Below are 24330 nucleotides of genomic sequence, written 5' to 3'. Positions count from 1 at the left end.
GTCCGTTATGAACGAAATGTCGCAGATAGATGCCGACAGATACGTCCAGACCGACGATCTCTGGTATAAGGACGCTATTATCTATCAACTTCACGTCAAGGCATTCGCCGACAACAACAACGACGGCATCGGCGACTTCGTAGGTCTGACCAACAAGCTTGATTACCTTCAGGAGCTCGGCGTTACCGCTCTGTGGTTACTGCCGTTTTATCCATCGCCAGGGCGCGACGACGGATACGACATTGCCGATTACGGCTCGGTCAATCCCGATTTCGGCACCATGAAGGAATTCCGCCGGTTCATCTCGGAAGCAAAGCGGCGTGGCTTACGCGTTATTACCGAACTCGTTATCAATCATACATCCGATCAGCACAGATGGTTTAAGCGAGCCCAGCGCAGTCCACCAGGATCGAGCGCGCGCAACTGGTATGTCTGGAGCAATACCGACAAAAAATATCAGGGCACCAGGATCATATTCACAGACACGGAAAAGTCGAACTGGGCCTGGGACGCCGAAGCCAACGCCTACTATTGGCATCGCTTCTTCAGTCATCAACCGGATCTCAATTTCGACAACCCGCGGGTCGTCCGATCTGTCATCCAGGTGATGAAGCGATGGCTCGACACGGGCGTCGACGGGTTTCGGCTGGATGCCATTCCGTATCTCTGCGAGCGTGAGGGCACCAACAACGAAAATCTCCCTGAAACGCATGCGGTGATCAAACATATTCGCGCCGAGCTTGATGCCTACGCCAAAGGAAAGGTTCTTCTTGCCGAAGCCAATCAATGGCCGGAAGATGTTCAGTTCTATTTCGGGGATGGCGATGAGTGCCATATGGCCTATCACTTCCCTTTGATGCCGCGCATCTACATGGCGATAGCTCAGGAGGATCGCTTTCCGATCACTGACATTCTGCGGCAGACGCCCGACATTCCCGACAGTTGTCAGTGGGCGATGTTCCTACGAAATCATGACGAACTGACGCTTGAGATGGTGACCGATATCGAGCGTGATTATCTCTGGTCGACCTATGCCGCAGATCCTCGCGCGCGCATCAATCTCGGTATTCGCCGCCGCCTTGCGCCCTTGATGGATAACGACCGGCGCAAAATTGAGCTGATGAATTCGTTGTTGATGTCGCTTCCGGGAACGCCGATCATTTACTACGGCGACGAAATCGGGATGGGCGACAACATCTATCTCGGCGACCGCAACGGCGTTCGCACCCCGATGCAATGGACTCCGGATCGCAACGGTGGATTTTCTCGATGCGATCCTGCGCGGCTCTATGCTCCTCCTGTCATGGATGCCGTCTACGGCTATGAGTCTGTCAATGTAGAGGCCCAGTCGCGAAGCCTTTCTTCGTTACTGAGCTGGATGAAGAAGCTGATCTCGGTACGCAAATCCAGCCACGCTTTCGGCCGGGGAACGATGTCATTTGCGCGCTCTTCGAACCGGAGCGTTCTCGCTTATGTGAGACAATACAACGATGAGGTCGTGCTCTGCGTCGCCAACCTGTCGCGATCAGCGCAAGCCTCCGAACTCGATCTGTCCCACTGGAAAGGTCGTTCACCGCTTGAAATGCTGGGACGAACGACCTTTCCCGATATCGGCGAGTTGCCGTACCTAATTACGCTCGCGCCTTATGGATTCTATTGGTTTCGGCTGAATGAAAAACCGCCGTCCCCGAACGTTGCGACCGCGACCGTACCTGATTACGAAACGCTGGTCGTACCGCTGGGTGCAACCTGGATGTCGCTGGCACGGACACGCTCGATCTTCGAGCGTGATGTGCTGCCATCCCATCTCGCCCGCGCGCGCTGGTTTCCGGAGCGATCCGCTGGCGCCATCACTGCGCGCGTGCCGGCGGCGATACCACTTACGAAGGACCAGGAATCCAGGCCGTGGCTCGTGATCTTCGACGCCGCCCATCGCGGACAATCAGGGCGATACGCGATACCGATCCGAATCCGGTGGGATCGACTGGACCGCCGAAACTATGACGCTAAAAACCTCGCCGCCGTGCGGCAGGGCTCGCGCGAAGGAACGCTGATCGACGCCGCCTATGAAGGTGATCTGATCGCGGGCATCATCGACGATCTGCGCCACTGTGCAACCTTTGAGGAAGGTCACTTGAGGCTTGCTTACATTCCTACGGAGCGGCTGGCTTCGATTGCGGAGGAGCCCATTGAGAACGTGCGAGCAGTTCAGACAGAACAGTCGAACAGCACCGCGCTGGTCGATCAAAAATTTGTGGTCAAACTCTACCGAACGCTCGAGAATGGCATCAATCCCGAAGTGGAAGTGGGACGCTTCCTGACGGACGTTGCTGGATTTACCAATACGCCCGCTCTGCTTGGCAGCGTGGAGTTGACGGGACCTGACGTGCAGGCCGCCATAGCTATCGTTCATGCCTTTGTCGGTAACCAGGGCGACGCATGGACCGTCAGCAGCGCCGCACTGGATCGTTTCGTCGACGAACAGCGGCTCGTCGGGGCGAACGACTCAGCTCCAGCGCTTGAAGAAAAAGCGGCCTATCAGCGTTACATGATGCAAATCGGTAAGCGCGTCGCGGAAATGCACGTGGCACTGGCCAGCCGCGACGATATCGAGAATTTCAGTCCTGAGCCTGTGACCGCTTCGGATATCGCACATTTTATCGATCGGCTGATGGCACGTTCGGAGCAAACGTTTGATCGACTCGCTCAAGCTAAACTTTCGGAAGCGGATCGGATTCTTGTCGACGAAATCCAGAGTCTCCGCCCAGATTTGCATGGCTTGCTCACCGAGTTGCTGCCGTCATCGATTCAAATGCACAATATCCGGCATCACGGCGACTTTCATCTAGGGCAGGTTCTCGTCGTTCGCGACGACGTCTTTATCATCGACTTCGAAGGCGAACCGCGACGAAGCCTTTCCGAGCGGCGGATGAAGGCGCCGGCAGCTCGTGATGTCGCCGGGCTGATCAGATCCATCGATTATTCCGTGACCTCGGCGCAAGAGCGCGTTCTAAAAACCGGAGCGGACGACGATGGACGACTGACGGAGGCCTTGTCGGCATGGCGTGACGAGGCGACGCAGACCTTTATGGCCGCTTATCAAGAAGCGATGTCCGATTCGCGATTATGGCCGGAGGAGCTGGACGATAAAGGCGGGATGCTGCGATTCTTCCTGCTCGAGAAGGCGCTTTATGAGATCGACTACGAGCTGGCGCATCGCCCAGATTGGCTGCGGGTCGCGCTGGATGGCGCACTACGGGTGCTGCGCAACAGGAAGCGAGATCGGGCATGACCGAATTGTCATCCGAAGCACGCGCCATCGTTGAAGGGCGACATTCGGACCCCTTTCACTATCTCGGCTGTCATCGCGAGACAGATCGCAACGTGGTTCGCGTTTATCTACCCGAGGCATCCGAAGTACGCCTGGTCGATGAGACCGGCGAAGAGGTCCCTCTGACGCGGATTCATGACGCCGGACTTTTCCTTGGAAATTTACCGGACGGGGCGGAGCACTACCGTCTCCGCGCTCGGTATGGTGCCGACATGGTTGAGCTTGAGGACCCTTATCGCTTTGCGCCCATCCTAAATGATTTCGACCTTTATTTGCTCGGAGAAGGAACGCACCAGAGGCTGTACGACAAGCTTGGCGCTCATCCCATAACGATGGAGGGGGTGGACGGAACGGGATTCGTCGTGCTGGCGCCGAACGCTCGGGCCGTGGCCGTCGTCGGCGATTTCAACTGCTGGGATCAACGCCGACACCCGATGCGTGTGCGGGGTAACGGATATTGGGAACTGTTCATCCCCGGTGCGCAGGTGGGTGATCGCTACAAATTCGCGATTACGACTCAAGATGGCTTTCTGCTCCCGCTGAAATCCGATCCGATGGCGTTCGCTGCCGAGGTCCGTCCGAACACGGCGTCGATCGTATTCGACGAAACAGCCTTGCCCCGCCCGACACCGACGGCCACCACGATCAATGCACGTAACGCACCTATCTCGATTTATGAAGTTCATCTTGGATCATGGCGCCGTGGCGACGGCAATCGCTGGCTATCCTATCGTGAGCTTGCCGAGACCCTGCCGCGCTATGCACGCGGCCTCGGATTTACGCATATCGAGCTGATGCCGGTGAACGAGCATCCGTTCGACGGTTCATGGGGCTACCAGCCAACCGGCCTCTACGCCCCGACCAGCCGCTTCGGCACGCCCGCCGATTTTGCATATCTGGTCGAAGCCTGCCATCGCGAAGGACTCGGTCTTTTGCTGGATTGGGTGCCAGGCCATTTTCCTGACGATCCGCACGGGCTCGGCCGTTTCGACGGAACGGCTCTGTACGAACACGCCAACCCATTGCAGGGCCGCCACCTCGATTGGGATACCCTCATCTACAACTACGGCCGCACCGAAGTTGTCAATTTTCTCGTCGCTAACGCACTGTTCTGGCTTGAACGCTATGGCGTGGATGGTCTTCGCGTCGATGCTGTCGCGTCGATGCTCTATCTCGATTACAGCCGCCCCGAAGGCGGATGGATTCCGAACAAGCACGGCGGCCGGGAGAATCTGGAAGCCATCGAATTTATGCGCCGGTTCAACAGGGAAGTATTTGGCAGATTTCCGAACGCTACAACCGTGGCTGAAGAATCGACGGCTTGGCCACAGGTCTCGCGACCGACCGAGTTCGGCGGTTTAGGGTTCGGTTACAAATGGAACATGGGCTGGATGCATGACACGTTAAGCTATTTCGGCAAGGACCCCATTCACCGCAAGCACCACCATGATCAAATTTTGTTTGGACTACACTATGCGTTCTCGGAAAATTTCATTCTGCCGCTGTCGCACGACGAGGTGGTGCACGGTAAGCGTTCCATCCTTGGCCGCATGCCGGGCGACGACTGGCAGCGGTTCGCAAACTTGCGCGCCTATTATGCCTTCATGTTCGGCCACCCCGGCAAGAAATTGATGTTCATGGGGGCTGAGTTCGGCCAGGAGCACGAATGGAACCACGATCACTCGCTCGACTGGCATCTTCTCGATCAAGCTCGTCACCAAGGGGTCCAGGCTGTTGTTCGGGATCTCAACGCGCTCTATCGCGATGTGTCGGCGTTGCACGAACTCGATTGCGATCCAGCCGGCTTCGAATGGATTGTAGCCGACGATGCAGATCACAGCGTCTTCGCATGGATGCGAAAGGGTGAGAGCGGGCGGGCCCGCTGTCTCATAGTCGCGAATCTTACACCGACGGTCCATTGCGATTATCGCGTGCGCGTCCCCTTCACCGGGCGGTGGCGCGAAGCGCTTAACACCGACTCCACTCATTATGGTGGGACCAACGTCGGAAATGATGGCGTGGTCGAGACATCAGGGGAAATCATTCCCGAGCTCAGGCTGACGTTGCCGCCTCTTGGGGTGATTTTTCTGGTTCCGGAAACTGCATGACGAGAATTTCAGAAGGTACACATGTCCGCCTCGGCTCGACTTGGGACGGCCGCGGAACGAATTTCGCACTTTTTTCCGCTCACGCAGAAAAGGTCGAGCTTTGCTTGTTCGACAGTAAGGGCCGCAGAGAGATCGAGCGTATCGCCCTGCCCGAGCACACCGAAAACGTCTGGCACGGCTATCTGAACGATGTCGCGCCCGGGCAGCTCTATGGCTACCGCGTCTATGGCCCCTACGATCCTCAGCGTGGCCATCGGTTTAATGCTCACAAGCTGCTGCTCGATCCTTATGCGAGGAAGATCAGCGGGCGACTGGTCTGGAGCGATGCACATTTCGCCTACCGCGCCGGAAGTCCGCGTGAGGATTTATCCTTCGACAGACGCGACAACGCTCGCGCCATGCCTAAAGCCACCGTCATCGACGAGACCTTCAACTGGGGAAGGCGTGAGCCGCGGCCCAGTGTCGCTTGGGAAGACACGATCATCTACGAAGCTCACGTCAAGGGCTTGACCAAGACGCGCCGGGATATTCCTCCAGAACTCCGGGGCACGTACGGTGCGCTGGCTGCGCCGGCCATGATCGATCACCTTCGACGCCTGGGCGTCACCACGATCGAACTTCTGCCGATTCATGGCTTCGTCGACGATCGCCACCTTGTCGAGCGCAAGCTAAGCAACTACTGGGGATACAACTCCATCTCGTTCTTCACGCCGGAGCAGCGTTACGCGAAGGACGCAGCGCTGGACGAATTCCGCATGTCCGTGGCCCGTCTTCATGACGCAGGCTTCGAGATCATGCTCGACGTCGTCTATAATCATACCGCCGAAGGAAATCACCTTGGCCCGACTCTGTCATTCCGCGGCATCGATAACGCCTCCTACTACTGGCTGATGCCGGACAATCCCCGCTACTATGACGACTTCACAGGAACCGGCAATTCGCTAAATCTGACCCATCCGCGCGTGCTCCAGATGGTTATGGATTCGCTGCGCTATTGGGTCGAAGTCTGTCACATCGACGGCTTCCGCTTTGATCTCGCAAGCACACTGGCGCGAGGCCCTCACGGTTTCGACCGCAACAGCGCTTTTTTCAATGCAATCCGGCAGGATCCCGTTCTCGCTAACGTTAAGCTGGTCGCGGAACCGTGGGATGTCGGCCCCGGCGGTTATCAGGTCGGCGGCTTTCCTTCGCAATGGTCGGAATGGAACGACCGGTATCGCAGCACAATGCGCCGTTACTGGGCCGGCGAAGGAAATCTGATCGGCGATGTCAGCGGCCGCATGACAGGATCATCCGACCTTTTCAATCATGACGACCGCGCACCGCGCGCCGGCATCAATCACGTCACCGTCCATGACGGCTTCACCATGGCGGATCTGTTTTCCTATAACGAGAAGCACAACGAAGCCAACGGCGAGGACAATCGCGATGGCTCCAATGATAATCTCAGCAACAATTGTGGACACGAAGGGCCGACTGACGATCCTGTAATCCTGACGCTCCGCCGTCAGCTTCGCAAGAACCAGCTCGCGTGCCTGCTGCTAGCCCAAGGGTTGCCGATTCTTCTTGCGGGCGACGAGGTCGGCAACAGCCAGAGTGGAAACAACAACGCTTATTGCCAGGACAACGAGATCGGCTGGATCGATTGGAGCAATCTTGGCGACAAGGACAACGACCTGACCGACCTCATCGGACGCCTTACCGCAATCCGAAGGCGCTTTGCCCAGATCAGGTCAAGACAATGGGTGACAGGGAAAAGGATAGACAGTTCCTACGGCGTGCTGTGGCTCACGCCGGAAGGCAACGAAATGACCGAGGCTGACTGGAGTTTCCCCGAAGGAAGGTTTCTTTCCTACGTGCTCGGACCCACGGAGCCACACCAGCAGGCGCTTTACATCGTCCTCAACGCGGCGCCGGAGCCGATCGAGTTTAAAATTCCGAACCTGGAAGAGTACAAGACGTGGTCGATCGTGCTTCATACCACGAACGACGACATCGACGTCGCCTCGCACCACCCTAACGCGACCATGCAGGCACCGCCTCGCAGTGTCATCGCGTTCGCAGGCCAGCCATGAGCGTCGGCCGCTTCGGCTCTACTCTCACGCCAGACGGCGCAACGTTCCGGCTGTGGGCGCCGGCAGCCGGCAAAGTGGCCATCGTTACCGATACCGCACATATGATGGAAAAAGACAGTAGCGGCTGGTTCGTCGCGGAAGTGGCCGCAGCAAGCGCCGGTACGCGTTATCACTACCGGATCGATGATGAGCTAGACGTACCGGACCCGGCGTCATCCTATCAACGCGATGATGTGTCCGGTCGGAGCGAACTTATCGACCACCGCCGTTTCCGTTGGAAGGCAATCGATTGGCGTGGGCGGCCATGGCATGAAACGGTCATCCTAGAATGCCATGTCGGTACCTTTACGCCTGAGGGCACCTATCGTGCCATGATCGACAAGCTCGACCATCTGGCGTCAACTGGAATCACCGCCCTCGAGTTGATGCCGCTCGCCGACTTCGCTGGATCGCGAAATTGGGGTTACGACGGCGCGATGTGGTATGCGCCTGATCATGTTTACGGCACGCCGGACGATCTGAGAGAACTGATCGATCAGGCTCATCTGCGTGGCCTGATGGTCTTTCTCGATGTCGTCTACAATCACTTCGGGCCGGAGGGAAATTATCTGGGGCGCTACGCACCGCATTTTTTTTGTGATGTAAAGACTCCCTGGGGAGCGGCAATTGATTATCGCGTTCCCGAGGTTCGCGCGTTCGCCGTCGACAATGCATTGCACTGGCTAGGCAACTATCGATTTGACGGTCTTCGCCTCGATGCGGTGCATGCCATCCCCGAGCCAGGCGAGCCGTCAATCTTGAACGATATCAGCCGCGCTGTCGGGATTCTGGCGCGGCAAGATGGACGCCATATCCACCTCGTGCTGGAGAACGACGATAACCGCGCGGGTCTGCTCGATCCTTCTTCAGGTGTGCCGAACGGGAAGTATCGCGCACAGTGGAATGACGACTACCATCATGTGTGGCACGTCATTCTCACTCAGGAAACCCACGGCTATTATGAAGATTATGCCATCCATCCACGCCATCTTCTCGCGCGAACACTCCGGACGGGTTTTGCCTACCAGGGCGAGGCCTCTGCTCATCGCGGCGGGCGAGCTCGCGGAGAATTGATCGGCGAACTGCCCCCGGCCGCTTTCGTGAACTTCCTTCAGAACCACGATCAGATCGGCAACCGCGCGCTGGGCGATCGACTCGAATGGTCCGCTGACGCGCGTGCTATCGAGGCGGCGCTAGCGATCACATTGCTAGCGCCGATGCCGCCACTGATGTTCATGGGCGAGGAATGGGGAGCAACCACGCCCTTCCCTTTTTTCTGCGATTTTAAGGGCGATCTCGCCGATGCGGTACGAGCAGGCCGGCGGAGGGAATTCGCCAGCGCCTACGAAATGTTCGGTAATGACGTGCCGGATCCCCTGGCGCTGTCCACATTCGAAGCGGCGATTCTTGCTTGGCCCGACCCAGGCCAGCACCTACCGCGTCATGCACTCGTCAAGCGGCTATTGCAGGTCCGCCGGAATGAACTCATGCCGCATCTTGGCAACGCAATGTTCGCTTCCGCTGAGCTTTGCCAGAACGACCGTCTGCTGATCGCACGCTGGTCGCTGGGCAACGGCGCACAGTTGCACCTTCGCGCCAATATTTCGGATCATAACGTGACTGATGACACGTCGCCGATGCCGGGGCGACCGATTTGGGGTGGTGAGTTGCCGGCACGCCTGCCGGCATGGTCAGTTTTCTGGTCCGTGGGAGCGACCTGATAAACAGGCATTCCGCGCGTAAGCGGTGAACAAAGGTTCCACAGACAGAACAGGAACGATATAGTCGAAAACGAAAGGTCAACGCTGCTAAACCGCCAGTTGATCCCGGACTGCAGAAGGCGTCACATACTCTAAGTCGTGCCAGTTGCGGCTTACGAGTGATCCAGGCGGAAACAGATCGGGAGATTGGATGGTTTTAGAGATTTCGCCAAAGCGACTTCGTCGCCTCCAAGAGGACGCATCGGCGTGGCCCGAGCTTGAAGACGATGACATCGTCGCGGAAATCAAGAGTGCGATCCTGTCCAAGATCGTTCTGGTGGCGGGAAAGGACGTCAAACATGCCAACATTCACGACTGGTACATAGCGGCGGCGCTGACGCTACGTGATCGCATCGTCTACCAATGGTTCAAGTCCGATCGGGCCACTCAGAATCATGGCGCCAAGCGCGTCTATTATCTCTCGCTTGAGTTCCTGATCGGACGGTTGCTGACAGACGCGCTGACGAATATGTCGCTGATGAGACCATTCCGAATGGCGATCGAGGATCTCGGTATCGACTTCGACGAGTTACGCGATGTCGAACCGGATGCGGCGCTCGGAAACGGCGGCCTCGGCCGACTTGCCGCATGTTTCATGGAAAGCATGGCGTCGCTCGCGATTCCAGCACGAGGTTATGGCATCCGCTATGAACACGGGCTGTTTCGCCAGATTGTTTCAGACGGATGGCAGGAAGAGTTTCCGGAGCAGTGGCTACTCTCAGGAAACCCGTGGGAGTTCGAACGCGGTGATGTCGTGTTCGACATCCAGTTTGGTGGACATCTCGATCGCATTGAGAAGCACGGGCAGGAAAGCCAGACACGATGGATACCCGATGAGACCATCCAGGCGATCGCGTACGATACGCCGATCGTCGGCTGGCGCGGCCGTCACGTCAATGCGCTGCGGCTATGGTCCGCGCGCGCGGTCGATCCGATGCGCCTCGATACCTTCAACAGCGGCGATCACCTCGGCGCGATGTCCGAGATGGCGCGGGCACAAGCGATATCGAAATTTCTATATCCAAGCGACGAGACACCAGCCGGGCGCGAGTTGCGCCTGCGTCAGGAATACTTTTTTGTTTCCGCCTCGTTGCAGGATATTCTCAACCGTCATCTCTACACCGACGGAGATCTCCGGTCTCTGCCGTCCCATGCGTCAATCCAGCTCAACGACACCCATCCCAGCCTGGCCGTTCCCGAACTGATGCGGCTGCTGATGGATAAATATCACATTGGCTGGAACGATGCCTTAGACATCACAACGAAGACAATCTCCTACACCAACCACACGCTGTTGCCTGAGGCGCTCGAGACATGGCCGGTCGAACTGTTCGAACGGATGTTGCCGCGGCATCTCGATATTATTTACCGGATCAATGTGAATCATCTTGCAGCTGCGGAGAAACATTTTGCAGCAGACACGCGGTCGCAAGCCTCGGTGTCGCTGATTGACGAGACCGGCGGCCGTCGTGTCCGCATGGGTCATCTTGCGTTCGTCGGTTCTCATCGCATCAATGGCGTTTCAGCCATGCATAGCGAACTCATGCGTGAGACCGTATTTTCCGATCTGAACAGCCTTTATCCGGATCGCATTACGAACAAGACCAATGGAATTACCTTCCGCCGCTGGCTGCATCAGTGCAATCCGGAACTCACCTCCCTGCTGCAGGATGCATGCGGAGCCGCAGTTCTCGATGAGCCCGAACGGTTACGGATGCTGGAGAGGTTGTCGGATGACCCTGCGTTTCAACAGCGATTTCGAGCCATAAAGCGAACCAACAAGACTGCGCTCGCCCAGATCATAGCCAGACAATTCGGGATAGTCGCCGATCCGTCGGCACTGTTCGACGTCCAGATCAAGCGCATCCATGAGTATAAGCGCCAGCTTCTCAACGCGGTTGAGATAGTCGCCCTTTACCAGGCCATCCTGGCGGACCCCCAAGGCAACTGGACGCCGCGCGTCAAGATTTTCGCCGGAAAAGCCGCCGCGAGCTACCGGCAGGCCAAGCTCATCATCAAGTTCATCAATGACATTGGTAATGTGATCAATAACGATCCTCGAATCAGGGATCTTCTCAAGGTCGTCTTCATTCCCAATTACAACGTCAGCGCTGCTGAAGTAATCGTCCCGGCGAGCGATCTGTCCGAACAGATTTCCACCGCAGGCATGGAAGCGTCAGGCACCGGCAACATGAAGCTCGCGCTGAATGGTGCAATCACAATCGGAACGCTCGACGGCGCCAACATTGAAATTGCCGAACATGTCGGCGAAGAAAATATCTATATCTTCGGCATGAAAGCGGATGAAGTTGTACGACGCCGCGCCATGGGGCTGGATGCAACCGATGTCATAGCGTCGTCGCCGAAACTGGCTGGCGTGATCGAGGCCATCGAGCGCGGTGTATTTTCGCCGGATGACGTTTCGCGTTTCGTGCCCATTGCTCACGCGCTGCGGTTTCTGGACTACTATCTGGTATCTGCCGATTTCGACGATTATTACCGCACGCAGCGCGCTGTCGACACAAAGTGGGACAGTCCGGAATGGACTCACTCCAGCATACTCAATGTCGCGCGCATGGCCTGGTTTTCTTCGGACCGCACGATCCGGGAATACGCCGAGGACATCTGGAACATACCCGTGGCCTGATACCGGTTACCGAGATACCGGCAAAAACCTCGACCCAATCGGCACCTGCGGATGAACCGTAGGCAAGCCTCAACATCGAACCAGCGCTTGGAAAAACAAGGGCCCCGAAGGGCCCCTGCATCACACCGCGTCTTTCGCAGCCTTGACCGGCCGCGCTCTGACGATCTTTCGGGCGGGTTTCGCCTTGAAAGTCATGGGTTCACCGGTGAAAGGGTTGGTTCCTTTGCGCGCCTTGGTCGCCGGCTTCTTGATAACCACGAACTTCGCAAAACCCGGAACCAAAAAGACACCGGTCTTTTTAAGCTCTTTGTAACCTGTCGTCGCAAGCGCCTCGAGAACGCCCTTTACGTCACTTTTGGACAATCCGGCCTGAGCCGAGATCTTCTCAACGAGCTGCGATTTCGTCATCTGGGTTGCCATCATCGATCCTGTCTGTTGATTCGGCCCAGAAAACAATATTTCCAAATCCAACGAAAAAAACACGCCTTGTGGGATTTATAACAGCTTACTTCGACCGCAGGGCTGGTCTCCCCCAGCGATTTGCAAGCAAAACCACGGTCGGGGGCGGTTCGACGAGCAGGAATTGCCCGCAGCCGCCTTCAGGAATGCTTCGACTCGGGCCGGCGCGGCCCGCAGATGTAAAGCGCGGCTGCGGTTCACGCGGCCTTCCCGTAGCGGCAAATTGTGCTATGCGCCAGCGATGAAGATTTTCTTCCGCATCGGCGCTTTCGTTCTGATCACGGCGGTCGTGTTCGCGACACTCGGGCCGGCGCGCTATCGTCCGCATGCCCCGCTCGGACAAGATGGCGAACACGCGCTAGCCTTCATTCTGCTTGGTCTCGCGGTGGGCCTTTCGTTTCCCCAGCGACGGCTACGCGTCGCGGCGGTAGCCATCCTCCTGATCGGCCTTCTTGAGATCATGCAACTGTGGGCGCCCGGCCGCCATGCGCGGCTAGAGGATTTTCTAGTTGATGCCGCGGCGGCGTGTCTCGGCCTTGTCGGCGCTGCCGCGATCGGCTGGCTTACCGCGCGATTGCGTGGATCAGTATCCCGATAACACATGAGCGTCGTTAACCGCAGCTCAACCGCTTTATAATCAGAACAATTCGCAATAACAGAGTCTGCAAATGAAAGGCGCTTGCGCAATCGGGCCGCGCTTTTATCCTGGGTGGCGGGCTGCTAAACCCCGCAGATGTCACGCCTTGCCTCCAAGTCAAAAACCAAAGTCGCCGCCATCTCGATGATGGCCAGCGCCAGCATGGCGACGATCAAGCTCGTGGTCGGAATTGCGATCGGCAGCCTGGCGCTGATTTCCGAGGCGCTGCACAGTTCGATCGATCTGGTCGCCACGATCGTCACGTGGATTGTGGTGCGGATTTCCGACCGTCCCGCCGATGCCGAACATCATTATGGCCATGGCAAAATCGAGAGTCTCTCGGCCCTCGGTGTCATTGCGATGCTGTATGTCCTTGCCGGCGGCATTGTGGTGCAGGCTTACGTTCATTTGCGCGAAGGCGTGCCGCCGCCGACCCTCTCCGCCATTCCGTTCGTCGTGCTGGTCGCGGACATTGTCGTCAATGCCTGGCGCGCCCGTGTGCTGCACCGAACCGCGCTCGACACCCGCAGTCAGGCGCTGGAGGCCGACGCCCTGCACTTTGCCTCCGATGTCCTGGGATCCATCGCGGTCATCATCGGGTTAACGCTGTCTGGACTGGGCTACGCGTGGGGCGACGCCACTGCTGCGATCGGCGTCGCCGTCCTGATTTCCATTCTGGGTTTACGGCTCGGACGCGCCACCATCGAAACCCTCCTGGATCGTGCGCCGGATGGTGTTGCCGAACGAGCAGACGCGGCGATCAGAGCGCTGCCGGATGTCGTCGGCATCGCGAGACTAAGGGTGAGAATGGTCGGTCCTCGGCATTTCGTCGATGTGACCGCCGAAGTCCCTCGAACCTATCCGATCGACCGCATCGACGCCATCAAACAGCAGGCGCAGAACGCAGTGTCCGCCGCTCTCGGCGATGCTGATTTGACGTTTACTGCGATACCGGTCGCTCGCGACAACGAAAGCGTACGCGAACGCATCATGGTGATTGCTCGCAATTCGGGTCTCGCGATTCATCACGTCACGGTGCATGACCTTGGAGAAAAGCTGACGGTCAGCATCGACCTCGAGGTCGACGGCGAAATGCCCCTGGTGGATGCCCATGCAATCGCGCATCGGCTGGAGCATGATATTCGTCACGAGTTCGGTGCAGATGTCGAAGTGGATACGCACATCGAGCCGTTGGAGCCTGAGCTTCCGCTCGGGACCGATGCTGTCCCCACGCGTATCCACGCCATCCGGACAGCCTTGTCTGGTTTCGCCGCCGGCGGGGCGATCCACGACATTCACAACGTGCGAGTCAGAGACACCGAAGCCGGCGAAATCGTCAACTTCCATTGCCGCGCCGCGCCGTCGATGAGTGTCGCCAAGGTGCACGAAAGCGTCGATGAGATCGAACGGGCTCTGCGTCGCGCATTCCCGAGCGTTAAGCGCGTCATCAGCCACGCGGAGCCACCGCGCGAAAGCTGAAAATCCTCGCCGCTCACATGTTCTCGTTTCGGACTCAAGCGGCAACGGCAGCTAGGTACTGAATTTCTCTGTTGGACAAAATTCTTCGCGTTAACGAATCGTTGACTCTCGACAGATTCAAAAAAGTGGATTCAAATCGGAGTGATTCGGAGAAGTCAGAAATTACTCCGATGTGCGGAAAAATTCACACGGGGGCTAAAGGCATGGCGCGCGCTCAGGCGGCGAGCGCTTGCGCTCAATCCGATTCGATCAAAGGATTGGCGCAATCGATCGCGAAACCAGCCTATCGTAGACTGCTGACCGCCGAGCCTTTGCTTCGACGTGCCGTCCCAGCCCTGATCATCGCTTTCCTTGTGACGATATGCGTTGGCGCGCTGGTGCAAGTCATCGATCAGACGCGGCAAAAGCAGGTAATGACGAAACATGATCTGCTGGCACTTGCCGATCTTCTGGCAGAACAGCTTGAGCATGCCGGCGTCGTCGATCAAAAGCGCTCCGCCTCTATCGAGCGCCTCCAAAACCTTTTGCCAAAGCTCATTCCATCTTGGGGCGTTGCCGCCGGTCGCCACGTCATCGTCACCGGCGCTGATCAACGCGTTCTCGCGCGGGTGCCGATCGGGACCGAATCCGGCGAAAGTGGCCGGATATTCGAACTCATCAACATCACACAATCGCCGGCCTTGCGCGGCACGTCGCCTGCAAGCGTCGCCGACATCGTCCTGCTGGATGGCAGCAGCGCGCTTGCGGTCCAGCGAGTCGTCAGATCATTGCTGGGCCAGGTCACCGTCGTTCAGGAAGCCGACACAGTGTGGCGCCCGGACACCGCGTTGTCGATCACCCTGTCGGCCACGACCGGGTTCGTGGTCCTGATTTTAGGCTTTGCCTTTCACTGGCAATCTACCAGAGCTCGCGAAGGTGATCTGATCAATGATGCGGTCCGTGGTCGCATCGATACCGCGCTCAATCGCGGCCGATGCGGACTTTGGGATTGGGATTTGTCGCGCGGCCGAATCTTCTGGTCGCAATCGATGTTCACCTTGCTCGGACTGGAAAGTCGCAGCGACCTACTCACCTTCGGCGAGGTGACCTCACTGGTGAATCCCGAAGACATCGACCTGTTCGAAATAGCGGACCAGCTCATCTCGGGAAAGATTGGTCATATCGATCAAAGTTTCCGGATGCGACATAACAGCGGACACTGGATCTGGTTACGCGTCCGTTGCGAACTCAGTCGCAATGCGAGCGGCGGCGCTCATCTGATCGGGATTGCCGTCGATATCACGGAACAGAAGAGCCTCGCGGAAAGATCGGTCGAAGCCGATCTCCGGCTGCGAGACGCGATTGAATCCATTCCCGAGGCCTTTGTGCTGTGGGATGCAGACGACCGCCTGGTACTTTGTAACTCTCACTTCCAGCGGCTCCACAAGCTTCCGGACAGCGCGGTTGTGGTCGGTACCCCCTACGAGACCGTGGTCGAGGTCGGCCGCATGCCCGAAATCAGGGCGCGGCAGTCCGAAACCGGAACGGTGATATTGGAGTCGCACACCTTTGATGCGCAGCTCGCAGACGGCAATTGGCTTCACATCAGCGAACGCCGCACCAAGGATGGCGGCTATGTGTCGGTTGGAACGGACATCACCCGTATCAAGGAGCATGAGCAAAAGCTTGTCGAAAACGACCTCCGACTGCGGGCGACCGTTATCGATCTTAAACGAACGCAGGCAACGCTTGAGCAACAAGCCATCGAACTCGCGGACCTGGCACAGAAGTACGCGGATGAGAAAAATCGTGCCGAAGACGCCAATCGGGCGAAATCAAAATTCCTCGCCAACATGAGTCACGAACTGCGAACGCCGCTTAATGCCATCATCGGGTTTTCCGAGATCATGAGCAACGGCATGTTCGGAACCCTCGGCTCGAAGAAGTACAGCGAATACTGCCGCGACATTCTGGCTAGCGGCCAATATCTCCTTGAGGTCATCAATGACGTCCTGGATATGTCCAAGATTGAAGCGGGCCGGATGAATCTTGACCTGGAGGCACTCGATCTCACCCGGGTGCTCGACGAATCGCTGCGGGTCGTCTCGGGCCGCACCAGCGACAAGGGCCTGACCTTCGACGTCAAAAGCGATGATGACATCTCCATCCATGCCGATCGTCGCGCGGTCAAGCAGATCATCGTCAATCTGCTTTCCAACGCAGTCAAATTCACGCCGGACGGCGGGCGAGTCATGGCGCGAAGCAAGATATTCGAGAATTCTATAACTCTGACGATTGCCGACACTGGAATCGGCATTGCATCACACGCGCTCCGCAAACTTGGCAAACCGTTCGAGCAGGTCGAAAGCCAATTGACCAAAATCCACGCGGGATCTGGCCTTGGCCTTGCTATAGCCAAGTCGCTGGTCAGCCTACACAGCGGCTCGATGCGGCTTCGCTCGAAACCCGGTGCGGGGACGGTAGTTCGCGTCACCCTGCCCCGTCACTGCCAAGAGCGAACGGCGGCCTGAGCGCAGCTCAAGTCTTGCCTTCTAACAATCTGAGAAATACGGCACGCACATCTGCCTGAGTATCGCGAACGCGCGCCTCGAGCGCCGAAAAATCGGGAGCGTCCCCCGCTCGCGCCAGCACCGGCAACAGATCATCGCCTGCCGTTTCCGGATTGAATTTGTCGCTGACACAGAGCCGCAGGATTTGGGTCAGGTCGTGATAGAGCCGCGCTGCTGGCCGCAGGATTTCCGCATCCGGCAACGACAGCACGCCAAGCCGCTGCGCGTTATCAAGGGCCTGCTGGGTATCGACGTTGAGAATGTCCGGCATGTCCGCAGCGTGCACGAGTTGAAGATACTGCGCGATGAAATCAATATCGACCATGCCTCCAGCGGCATTTTTCAGGTCCCATATATCGTCCTCGCCTTTTTCCAGCGCGATCGCGCGGCGCATCTCCGCGACATCGCTGGCGATAAGACGGGCGTCGCGCGGTCGCATCAGGATATCGCGAATAACTCGCTCGATCCGCTCACAAAAGTCGGGCGACGACGAAATCACACGCGCCCGCGTCAGCGCCATGTGTTCCCATGTCCACGCCTCATGCTCCTGATATTCGGCAAATGAATCGATATGCGAGGCGACGGGACCGGAACGCCCTGACGGGCGCAGCCGCATATCGACCTCGTAGAGAACGCCGTAGTTCGTTCGGGTGGTGAATGCACTGATAAGACGCTGGGTGAAGCGCGCGAAGTATTGCGCGCCCTGCAGCGGCCGCGCCCCGTCGGAATCCGGATGATCGGAATCGAAATCATACAGCAGGATGAGATCGAGATCGGACGATGCAGTCATTTCGCGACCGCCAAGCTTGCCCATCGCAACAATCGCAGTCTCCTGCCTGGAGATCTGGCCGTATTGATTTACGAACTGGTGATTCACCAGCCCATGCACGGTATCAACGATACCCTCGGCAACATCGGCGAACACATGTCCCGCCTGCCGCGCAGATACGGTACCGGACAGGATGCGGGTGCCGATTAGAAAAAGGCTTTCCTGGCCGAACAGCCGTATGCGGTCGAGAAATTCCTCGTAGGAATCCGCGTCTTGGAGCGTGGCCGAGAGCCGCGTGGACAACTCAAGCCGATCCGGCATGGCGCCGAAAAAGCGAGGATCAATCAGCCCGTCCATGATCTGGGGCCGTCGAGCCAGCATATCAGCGAGACGTGGCGCCGCACCGAGCACAAGTGCAACCAGCGCGACGAGATCCCTGTTCTGGCTCAGCAGCGATATCAGCCGACCGCCGCGCTGCAGCGCTTGCAGGAAACGATCAAACGTGACCACGGCGCTATCCGGCTCCTCGGCACGGGCCAAACCGTCGATCAGCGTCGGCACGAATGCTTCAAACGCGATACGCGTCGTCTCGGCCTTGAGGACTCGATATCCGCCTGCCATCCATTGCTGGACGGTGTCGGCAACCATTCTCGGCTGCTTAAAACCGAGCTTCGTGAGATGATCGAGAAGTCGCGGGTCGTCGGGTCCGGACCTGTAATCCGCGACCGGGAGCTTTTCTGCACCCGCGGGGTCGCCCTCAAACAACCGACTGTAGTGTCCCTGCACGCAATCCAGGTGCGCCAGCAGCTCTGCGGCAAAACTCGCCCGATCCTCAAACCCCAGAAAGCGAGCGAACCGCTCCATCGCTTCGGCGTCCGCGGGCAGAGCGTGGGTCTGCTCATCGGCGACCATCTGGATGCGGTGCTCGACCCTTCGCAGAAACAGATATGCGGCGGTCAGTTCATCCCGGGCCTGATGGGTGATCCAGTCGCTTGAAGCGAGAATATTCAGCGCATCGAGCGTGGGACGCACCCGTAATTCGGGGTGCCGCCCGCCAGCCACCAACTGCTGCGTCTGCGCGAAGAACTCGATCTCGCGGATACCGCCGCGTCCGATCTTGACGTTATGGCCTTCGACCGCGATCTCGCTTTGCCCTCGGAAGGTCTGCATCTGCCGTTTCATGTCGTGAACTTCGGCAAGAGCCGCGAAATCGAGATGCTTGCGCCAGACAAAGGGCGATATCTCCGCGATCAAGATCTCGCCAGCCTTCTGGTCGCCGGCGCAGGGCCGCGCCTTGATCATGGCGGCACGCTCCCAGGTCCGTCCTTCCCGCTCGTAGTAGTCGAGCGCGGCGGCGGTCGAGACGGCGACCTGCGTTGACGCGGGATCCGGCCGCAGGCGCAGATCGACCCGGAAAACATAACCGTCACCGGTCCTTTGCTGCAGCAGGCGCGCAAGTCCCTGCGTCAGGCGCACGAAGAAGGGCTGCGGCTCGATCCCGCTCGCGAGCGTCGGAGCCGCAAGATCGAAAAACACGATCAGATCGATGTCGCTGGAATAGTTGAGTTCGCCGGCGCCCATCTTGCCCATTGCGAGCACCACCAGGCCGCTGCCGCCTTCTGGATAGTCGAGATCAGGAGGGCTCAAACGGCCACGCCCCGTCTCCTGCCGCAACAGGAATCGCAACGCGCTCTGAACCGCGGCGACGGCAATGTCGGTCAATCCCGCCGTGATCTGCATCACCGGCCATACCCCGCCGATGTCGCACAACGCAATCAACAGCGCGGCCTCCGCCTTGACCGCCCGAAGCCGCCGCATGGCTTCGGCTTCATCGGCGGCCTCCGCTGCTTCCCAAATCTTGGCGATCAGCCGCCCGAGACGGCCTTCGGGATCGCCTTGTAACAGACGAAGCATCCGGTCGGGATCGGAGCACACCAGATCAAAAAGATAGGGCGAGGACTCCGCGATGCCGAGCAGGATGGCTTTGACCTGCGGAAATGTACCGGCCAGCGTCCTGATCTCGCCCGATTGCTGCGGTGTCAGATCGGACAGCCAATCTTCCAGCCGGCGTTCGGTCTCGATAGGCGCGAACAGTTTTGGTCCGTCCGCAAGACGCGCCGCCAGACAGGCCGCGTCCGCGTCGCCCTTAACGGATGAAATCATGCATCAATCTGTTGCACGTCCACCGTCGGGGCTGCAAGCCCTGAGGCGCTTCGCGCGGGGAGCGACAGCGTGGCGCGCAGACCCGGCTGCGCATCGTCGAGCGTGAGATCGCCGCCATGCAGCTTGGCTACCGCCGACGCCAGGCTCAGACCGAGCCCGGATCCCGCCAGGGTCCGGCTGGTCTCGAGCCGCACAAACCGTTCGACCGCGTGCTTGCGGTTGGCTTCGGGAATTCCGCAGCCATGGTCGGTTACGGCGAGAATAATCCGATCGCCGTCATGGCGAGCTTCGATCAGTATCGTGCCGCCGGCCGCGGCCTCATCCGCGTCGGGCGGCTGCGCAGGCTTGGCCGGCTGCCCGTACTTGATCGCATTTTCGACGAGGTTTGCAAGCGCCTGACTTATCAGTTCGCGATTGCCATGCAGCGGCGCAAACTCGGTCTGAACGCGGAGTTTCAGCCCGTTGTCTTCGGCTAGCGGCTCGTAGAGTTCGTGAATTCCCTGCGTGACCACTGCCGCGTCGAAATCGGCCATGTTGTCACGTGCATGTCCGGATTCCGCCCGGGCGATCATCAAGAGCGCATTGAAGGTGCGGATCAAACCATCGGATTCCTCGATAGTCTGTTCCAATGCCGCGCGATAATCGCTTTCATTGCCGGACTTGGCGAGCGCTTCCTCGGCGCGATTGCGTAGCCGCGTGAGCGGCGTTTTGAGATCGTGGGCGATATTGTCGGACACCTCCCTCAATCCATTCATCAGCGCTTCGATGCGTTCGAGCATCGCATTGAGGTTTTCCGCCAGCCGGTCCAGTTCGTCGCCGCTACGACCGACCGGAAGCCGGCCGCTCAAGTCGCCGGCCATAATGCGCTTCGTGGTCCCGGTCATAGCGTCGATCCGGTGCAGCACCCGCCTCGCCACGAAGATGCCGCCGCAAAGGCCGAGGACCACGACGATCAGCAGCGACCACTGCGCGGCCGAAGCAACCACGCCGATAATGCGATGCCGCTCCTCCAGATCGCGGCCGATCAGAAGCCGGAAATGGTTCGACAGTTCGGTCACGCGAACCAGCGCGTAGTGATGGGCTTGGTCCTGCTCGTCCAACCGGCGATAGGCGGTTTGGGCCCAGCCAGCGGTCTCCATCACACCGGGCTGAAGCGACCCGACATTGCCCGCCACCGCCAGTCCTGCCGGCGTCGTCACCAGATAAAGGTTGGAACCGGGTCGCAGCGCCCGATTTTCAATGGCGCCAACCAATCCGCGCAAGCCGCGGCGGTTGAACACGCCCGTGAGCAGGTCGATTTCCTCGCTGACTGTCGCCGTGATTTGATCGGTGATCAGGCGGCGAGTATTCCAGGCGAAGTACCCGAGAAGGGAGGCCGCAAACAGCGCGAACAACAGCAGATAGACCAACGTCAGCCTTAACGCCGTGGTACGGAACAGCTTACCGAACGCCGTCACGGATCGTCACTCTTGGACCATAGGGTTACTGCCGTCCATTGATCGAAACGCTGTTACGGATATCTATGATTTCAAGCTCGGGATGAGTGAACACCATCACGTATCATGTATCCAGCGCCTCGGATCGTGTGCAGCAGGGGCTGCTCGAAGCCTTTGTCGATCTTGGAGCGCAGCCGCGAAACGTGCACGTCGATAACGTTGGTCTGCGGATCGAAATGATAATCCCAGACGTTCTCGAGCAACATGGTTCTGGTCACGACCTGACCCGCATGTTTCATAAGATACTCCAGGAGACGAAATTCACGCGGCTGCAGCGTCAGTTCCTCCCCACCCCGCGCGACGCGATGCGACAGCCGGTCGAGTTCGAGATCGCCGACGCGATAGACGGTCTCCTCAGCCCGGCCGCCATGACGGCGCGACAGAACCTCCACCCGCGCCAACAACTCGGCAAATGAATAGGGTTTCGGCAAATAGTCGTCGCCACCAGCGCGCAAGCCCTTGATACGATCGTCAACCTGGCCAAGCGCAGAGAGGATGAGCACCGGAGTCCGGATACCCTTGTCGCGCAGACAACCGATCACGGAAAGCCCGTCGCGCTTGGGCAGCATCCGGTCGATCACCAGCACGTCGTAATCCCCACCGTCGGCAAGGGAGAGCCCCTCCTCACCATCGCTGGCGAGATCCGCGACATGTCCGACCTCGCGAAACGCCTTCACGAGGTAGTCTGCGGACTCGCGATCGTCCTCGATGATCAGCAGGCGCATCTGGCTACTGGAATTGTCCAAGAGGTATTGTCTTTCCATCACCATGGCGTGCTCATGCCCCGTGCGCAAGACTGCAAGACCAGACCCCACTACGCAAAAAACGGGCGGTGAAGCTTGGGGCAACTTCACCGCCCTAGTCCTTCCGACGGAGGGGGGCTTTTCCCATCGGAAGGTAACTCAAGGGAACGGGCTTTTGACCCGCTCCCCGGAAAGTGCCGTCGGCGGGGGGCGACTGATGCCGACGACGCTTCCCATCTCCCGCAAGGCTCGTACTTCAAGTCTGGTTGAACTGCGCTGAACCAGACTGAGCCTTATCGATCGGGCATAATCCTATTCAAAAATCCAGATTCACTTTTCGGCATCAGGCTTAGCCCTTCGCGATCGGTATCGCGATGAATCGCGCCGTGCTGCCAGTGCGAACCCGCATCAGAACGCTGTTCTTCTCGTCCGCGCGTGCCGCTTTGATTGCATCGCGTACGTCGGCCGAGTTGGACACACTCTTTCCCGCAACTTCCAAAATCACGTCGCCTTCCTTGAACCCGCGATCGGCCGCCGCGCCTTTTGGATCCACGTCGACGACAACAACACCCTCCGTTCCAGCACCCGCCACTGACGCCGCCGGCGCAACGCTCAAGCCAAGCCTCGGAACGTCGCTATCGTGCGATGAGTCACGATCGCCATAAAGATCAGCCCGGGCTTCCACAGTGTTGGGCAGGGTGCCAAGCGTCAGATTGACGACTTTGTCCGTGCCCTTGTGCAGGATATTCAGCTTGATCGACGTTCCCGGTGCGAAGCTGCCGATGGTCCGCGCCAGTTCTCGCGCATCCCTGACATGGTCACCGTTGACGGCGGTGATCACGTCGCCGGATTGGATACCCGCCTTGGCCGCCGGGCCGTTGGGCTGCGGCTCCGCCACCAGCGCGCCTTCCGCTTTCTTGAGACCGAGGCTATCGGCGATGTCGGATGTCACCGGCTGGATCTGGACGCCGATCCATCCGCGGCTCACCGAGCCCTTGTCCTTAAGCTGAGCGACGACGCTCTTCACCGTGTTTGCGGGAATCGAAAACGCAATGCCGACGCTGCCGCCGGACGGCGAATAGATCGCGGTATTCACGCCGATGACATCGCCCTTCATGTTGAAAGCCGGGCCGCCGGAGTTGCCCTTGTTGACCGGGGCGTCGATCTGGATGAAGTCGTCATACGGACCGGTGCCGATGTCACGACCGCTGGCGGATACGATGCCGGCGGTCACCGAGCCACCAAGACCGAACGGGTTACCGACCGCGAGAACCCAATCGCCAATCCGCACCTTGTCGTCCGACAGTCTTGCAAACGGGAAATTAGAGCCGCCCTCGATTTTGATCAGAGCAATGTCTGTGCGCGGATCGGTCCCTATCACCTTGGCGGTAAAGGTCTTGCCTTCGTCTGTCGTGACTTCGACCTTGTCGGCGCCGTCGACCACATGGTTGTTGGTTACCGCATACCCGTCAGCCGAAATGAAGAAGCCGGAGCCCTGCCCTGTTACGAGGCCATGGCCACGCCGGCCACGCATTCCTGGAGGCAGACCATCCGGTCCGCCAAAGCGGCGAAAAAAACGTTCCATCGGCGAACCCGGCTGGAACGACCATTCCTCGCCGCCGGCTTCCGCCTTCTCCTTCATACGGATCTTGACCGAAATCACCGATGGTTTCACGCGCTCGACGATGTCGGCAAAGCCGATAGGCTGCGCGACCTTGCTAACGTCGGTGTTCACCTGCGCATGGGCGGGACTGGTGAAGAACTCGGCTTTGTCTGCGGAAGGGTTAAACCCGTATACGGCTACGCCGACGCCCGCGACGACCGACGCCATCAACGCGAACTTGCGCGCGGTGACTTTAGAACGAGCGGGGTTTAACTGAGAGGTCGGCAAGTCGATCATGCGAAAATCTCCAGAGACAGATTTGATATAGGTGCTGAAAACCAGCACTTCATGTCCCTGAAGATGGGTATTTGCACCTTACGGCACGCTGGCCGTGAAATTAATGTTTCGTAACAACAGCAAGCGCCCTCATGCGGCGGTTTGGCGCACATCAAGGAGTTTCCGCTTCTGATGG

Annotated in this window: 13 protein-coding genes; 8 read left to right on the top strand and 5 right to left on the bottom strand. The window is 58.6% G+C overall.

Going from position 1 to position 24330, the window contains the following annotated elements; translation table 11 throughout:
• The first annotated feature begins 7 nt into the window (after positions 1-7).
• The 5 genes from treS to B2M20_RS06455 all read left to right on the top strand — a co-directional run bounded on the left by treS (position 8) and on the right by B2M20_RS06455 (position 11960).
• Positions 8-3292, top strand: coding sequence for a maltose alpha-D-glucosyltransferase (gene treS / locus B2M20_RS06475; RefSeq protein WP_079446253.1), 3285 nt, complete (start codon positions 8-10; stop codon positions 3290-3292).
• Positions 3289-5439 carry a 1,4-alpha-glucan branching protein GlgB gene (gene glgB, locus B2M20_RS06470; RefSeq protein WP_079446252.1) on the top strand — a complete coding sequence of 717 codons (2151 nt, stop codon included), beginning with the start codon at positions 3289-3291 and terminating at the stop codon, positions 5437-5439. The genes treS and glgB overlap by 4 nt, the downstream gene beginning before the upstream one ends.
• Entirely contained in the window at positions 5436-7514 is a 2079-nt protein-coding gene (gene glgX, locus B2M20_RS06465) for a glycogen debranching protein GlgX (RefSeq protein ID WP_079446251.1), read from the top strand. Before glgB ends, glgX begins: the two co-directional genes overlap by 4 nt.
• The gene (gene treZ / locus B2M20_RS06460) at positions 7511-9274 is read left to right on the top strand and encodes a malto-oligosyltrehalose trehalohydrolase (RefSeq protein ID WP_079446250.1); all 1764 of its coding nucleotides are present in this window, start codon (positions 7511-7513) and stop codon (positions 9272-9274) included. The genes glgX and treZ overlap by 4 nt, the downstream gene beginning before the upstream one ends.
• Before the next feature lie 190 nt (positions 9275-9464).
• Entirely contained in the window at positions 9465-11960 is a 2496-nt protein-coding gene (locus B2M20_RS06455) for a glycogen/starch/alpha-glucan phosphorylase (protein ID WP_087881126.1), read from the top strand.
• A gap of 120 nt (positions 11961-12080) precedes the next feature.
• Here the strand turns inward: B2M20_RS06455 and B2M20_RS06450 are convergent, their stop codons facing one another.
• Entirely contained in the window at positions 12081-12380 is a 300-nt protein-coding gene (locus B2M20_RS06450; RefSeq protein ID WP_079446299.1) for an HU family DNA-binding protein, read from the bottom strand.
• 280 nt (positions 12381-12660) lie between these two features.
• On the opposite strand from B2M20_RS06450, the gene B2M20_RS06445 reads away from it, so the two are divergent.
• The 3 genes from B2M20_RS06445 (at position 12661) to B2M20_RS06435 (ending at position 17045) form a co-directional block, all read left to right on the top strand.
• Complete coding sequence (locus tag B2M20_RS06445) at positions 12661-13017, top strand: VanZ family protein (RefSeq protein ID WP_079446249.1); 357 nt, start codon at positions 12661-12663, stop codon at positions 13015-13017.
• A 135-nt stretch (positions 13018-13152) separates the two neighbouring features.
• Positions 13153-14535 carry a cation diffusion facilitator family transporter gene (locus B2M20_RS06440; protein WP_079446248.1) on the top strand — a complete coding sequence of 461 codons (1383 nt, stop codon included), beginning with the start codon at positions 13153-13155 and terminating at the stop codon, positions 14533-14535.
• Positions 14536-14738: 203 nt separating this feature from the next.
• On the top strand, positions 14739-17045 hold the full coding sequence (locus B2M20_RS06435; protein WP_079446247.1) for a PAS domain-containing sensor histidine kinase: 2307 nt from the start codon (positions 14739-14741) through the stop codon (positions 17043-17045).
• Between the two features lie 7 nt (positions 17046-17052).
• Here the strand turns inward: B2M20_RS06435 and B2M20_RS06430 are convergent, their stop codons facing one another.
• From B2M20_RS06430 to B2M20_RS06415, 4 genes are all read right to left on the bottom strand, one after another.
• Positions 17053-20016 (bottom strand): bifunctional [glutamine synthetase] adenylyltransferase/[glutamine synthetase]-adenylyl-L-tyrosine phosphorylase, encoded by a 2964-nt coding sequence (locus B2M20_RS06430; protein WP_079446246.1) that lies wholly within the window; start codon positions 20014-20016, stop codon positions 17053-17055.
• Positions 20013-21473, bottom strand: coding sequence for a sensor histidine kinase (locus B2M20_RS06425; RefSeq protein WP_079446245.1), 1461 nt, complete (start codon positions 21471-21473; stop codon positions 20013-20015). Before B2M20_RS06425 ends, B2M20_RS06430 begins: the two co-directional genes overlap by 4 nt.
• 71 nt (positions 21474-21544) lie before the next feature.
• Positions 21545-22282 (bottom strand): response regulator transcription factor, encoded by a 738-nt coding sequence (locus B2M20_RS06420; RefSeq protein ID WP_079446244.1) that lies wholly within the window; start codon positions 22280-22282, stop codon positions 21545-21547.
• A 322-nt stretch (positions 22283-22604) separates the two neighbouring features.
• On the bottom strand, positions 22605-24155 hold the full coding sequence (locus B2M20_RS06415) for a Do family serine endopeptidase (RefSeq protein ID WP_079446243.1): 1551 nt from the start codon (positions 24153-24155) through the stop codon (positions 22605-22607).
• Positions 24156-24330 lie beyond the last annotated feature (175 nt).

The sequence above is a fragment of the Nitrobacter vulgaris genome, from assembly GCF_002028545.1.
Taxonomy (GTDB): Bacteria; Pseudomonadota; Alphaproteobacteria; order Rhizobiales; family Xanthobacteraceae; genus Nitrobacter; species Nitrobacter vulgaris.
The sequence above is the reverse complement of the archived record's forward strand: the minus strand, read 5'-3'. Positions and strand labels throughout refer to the sequence as shown.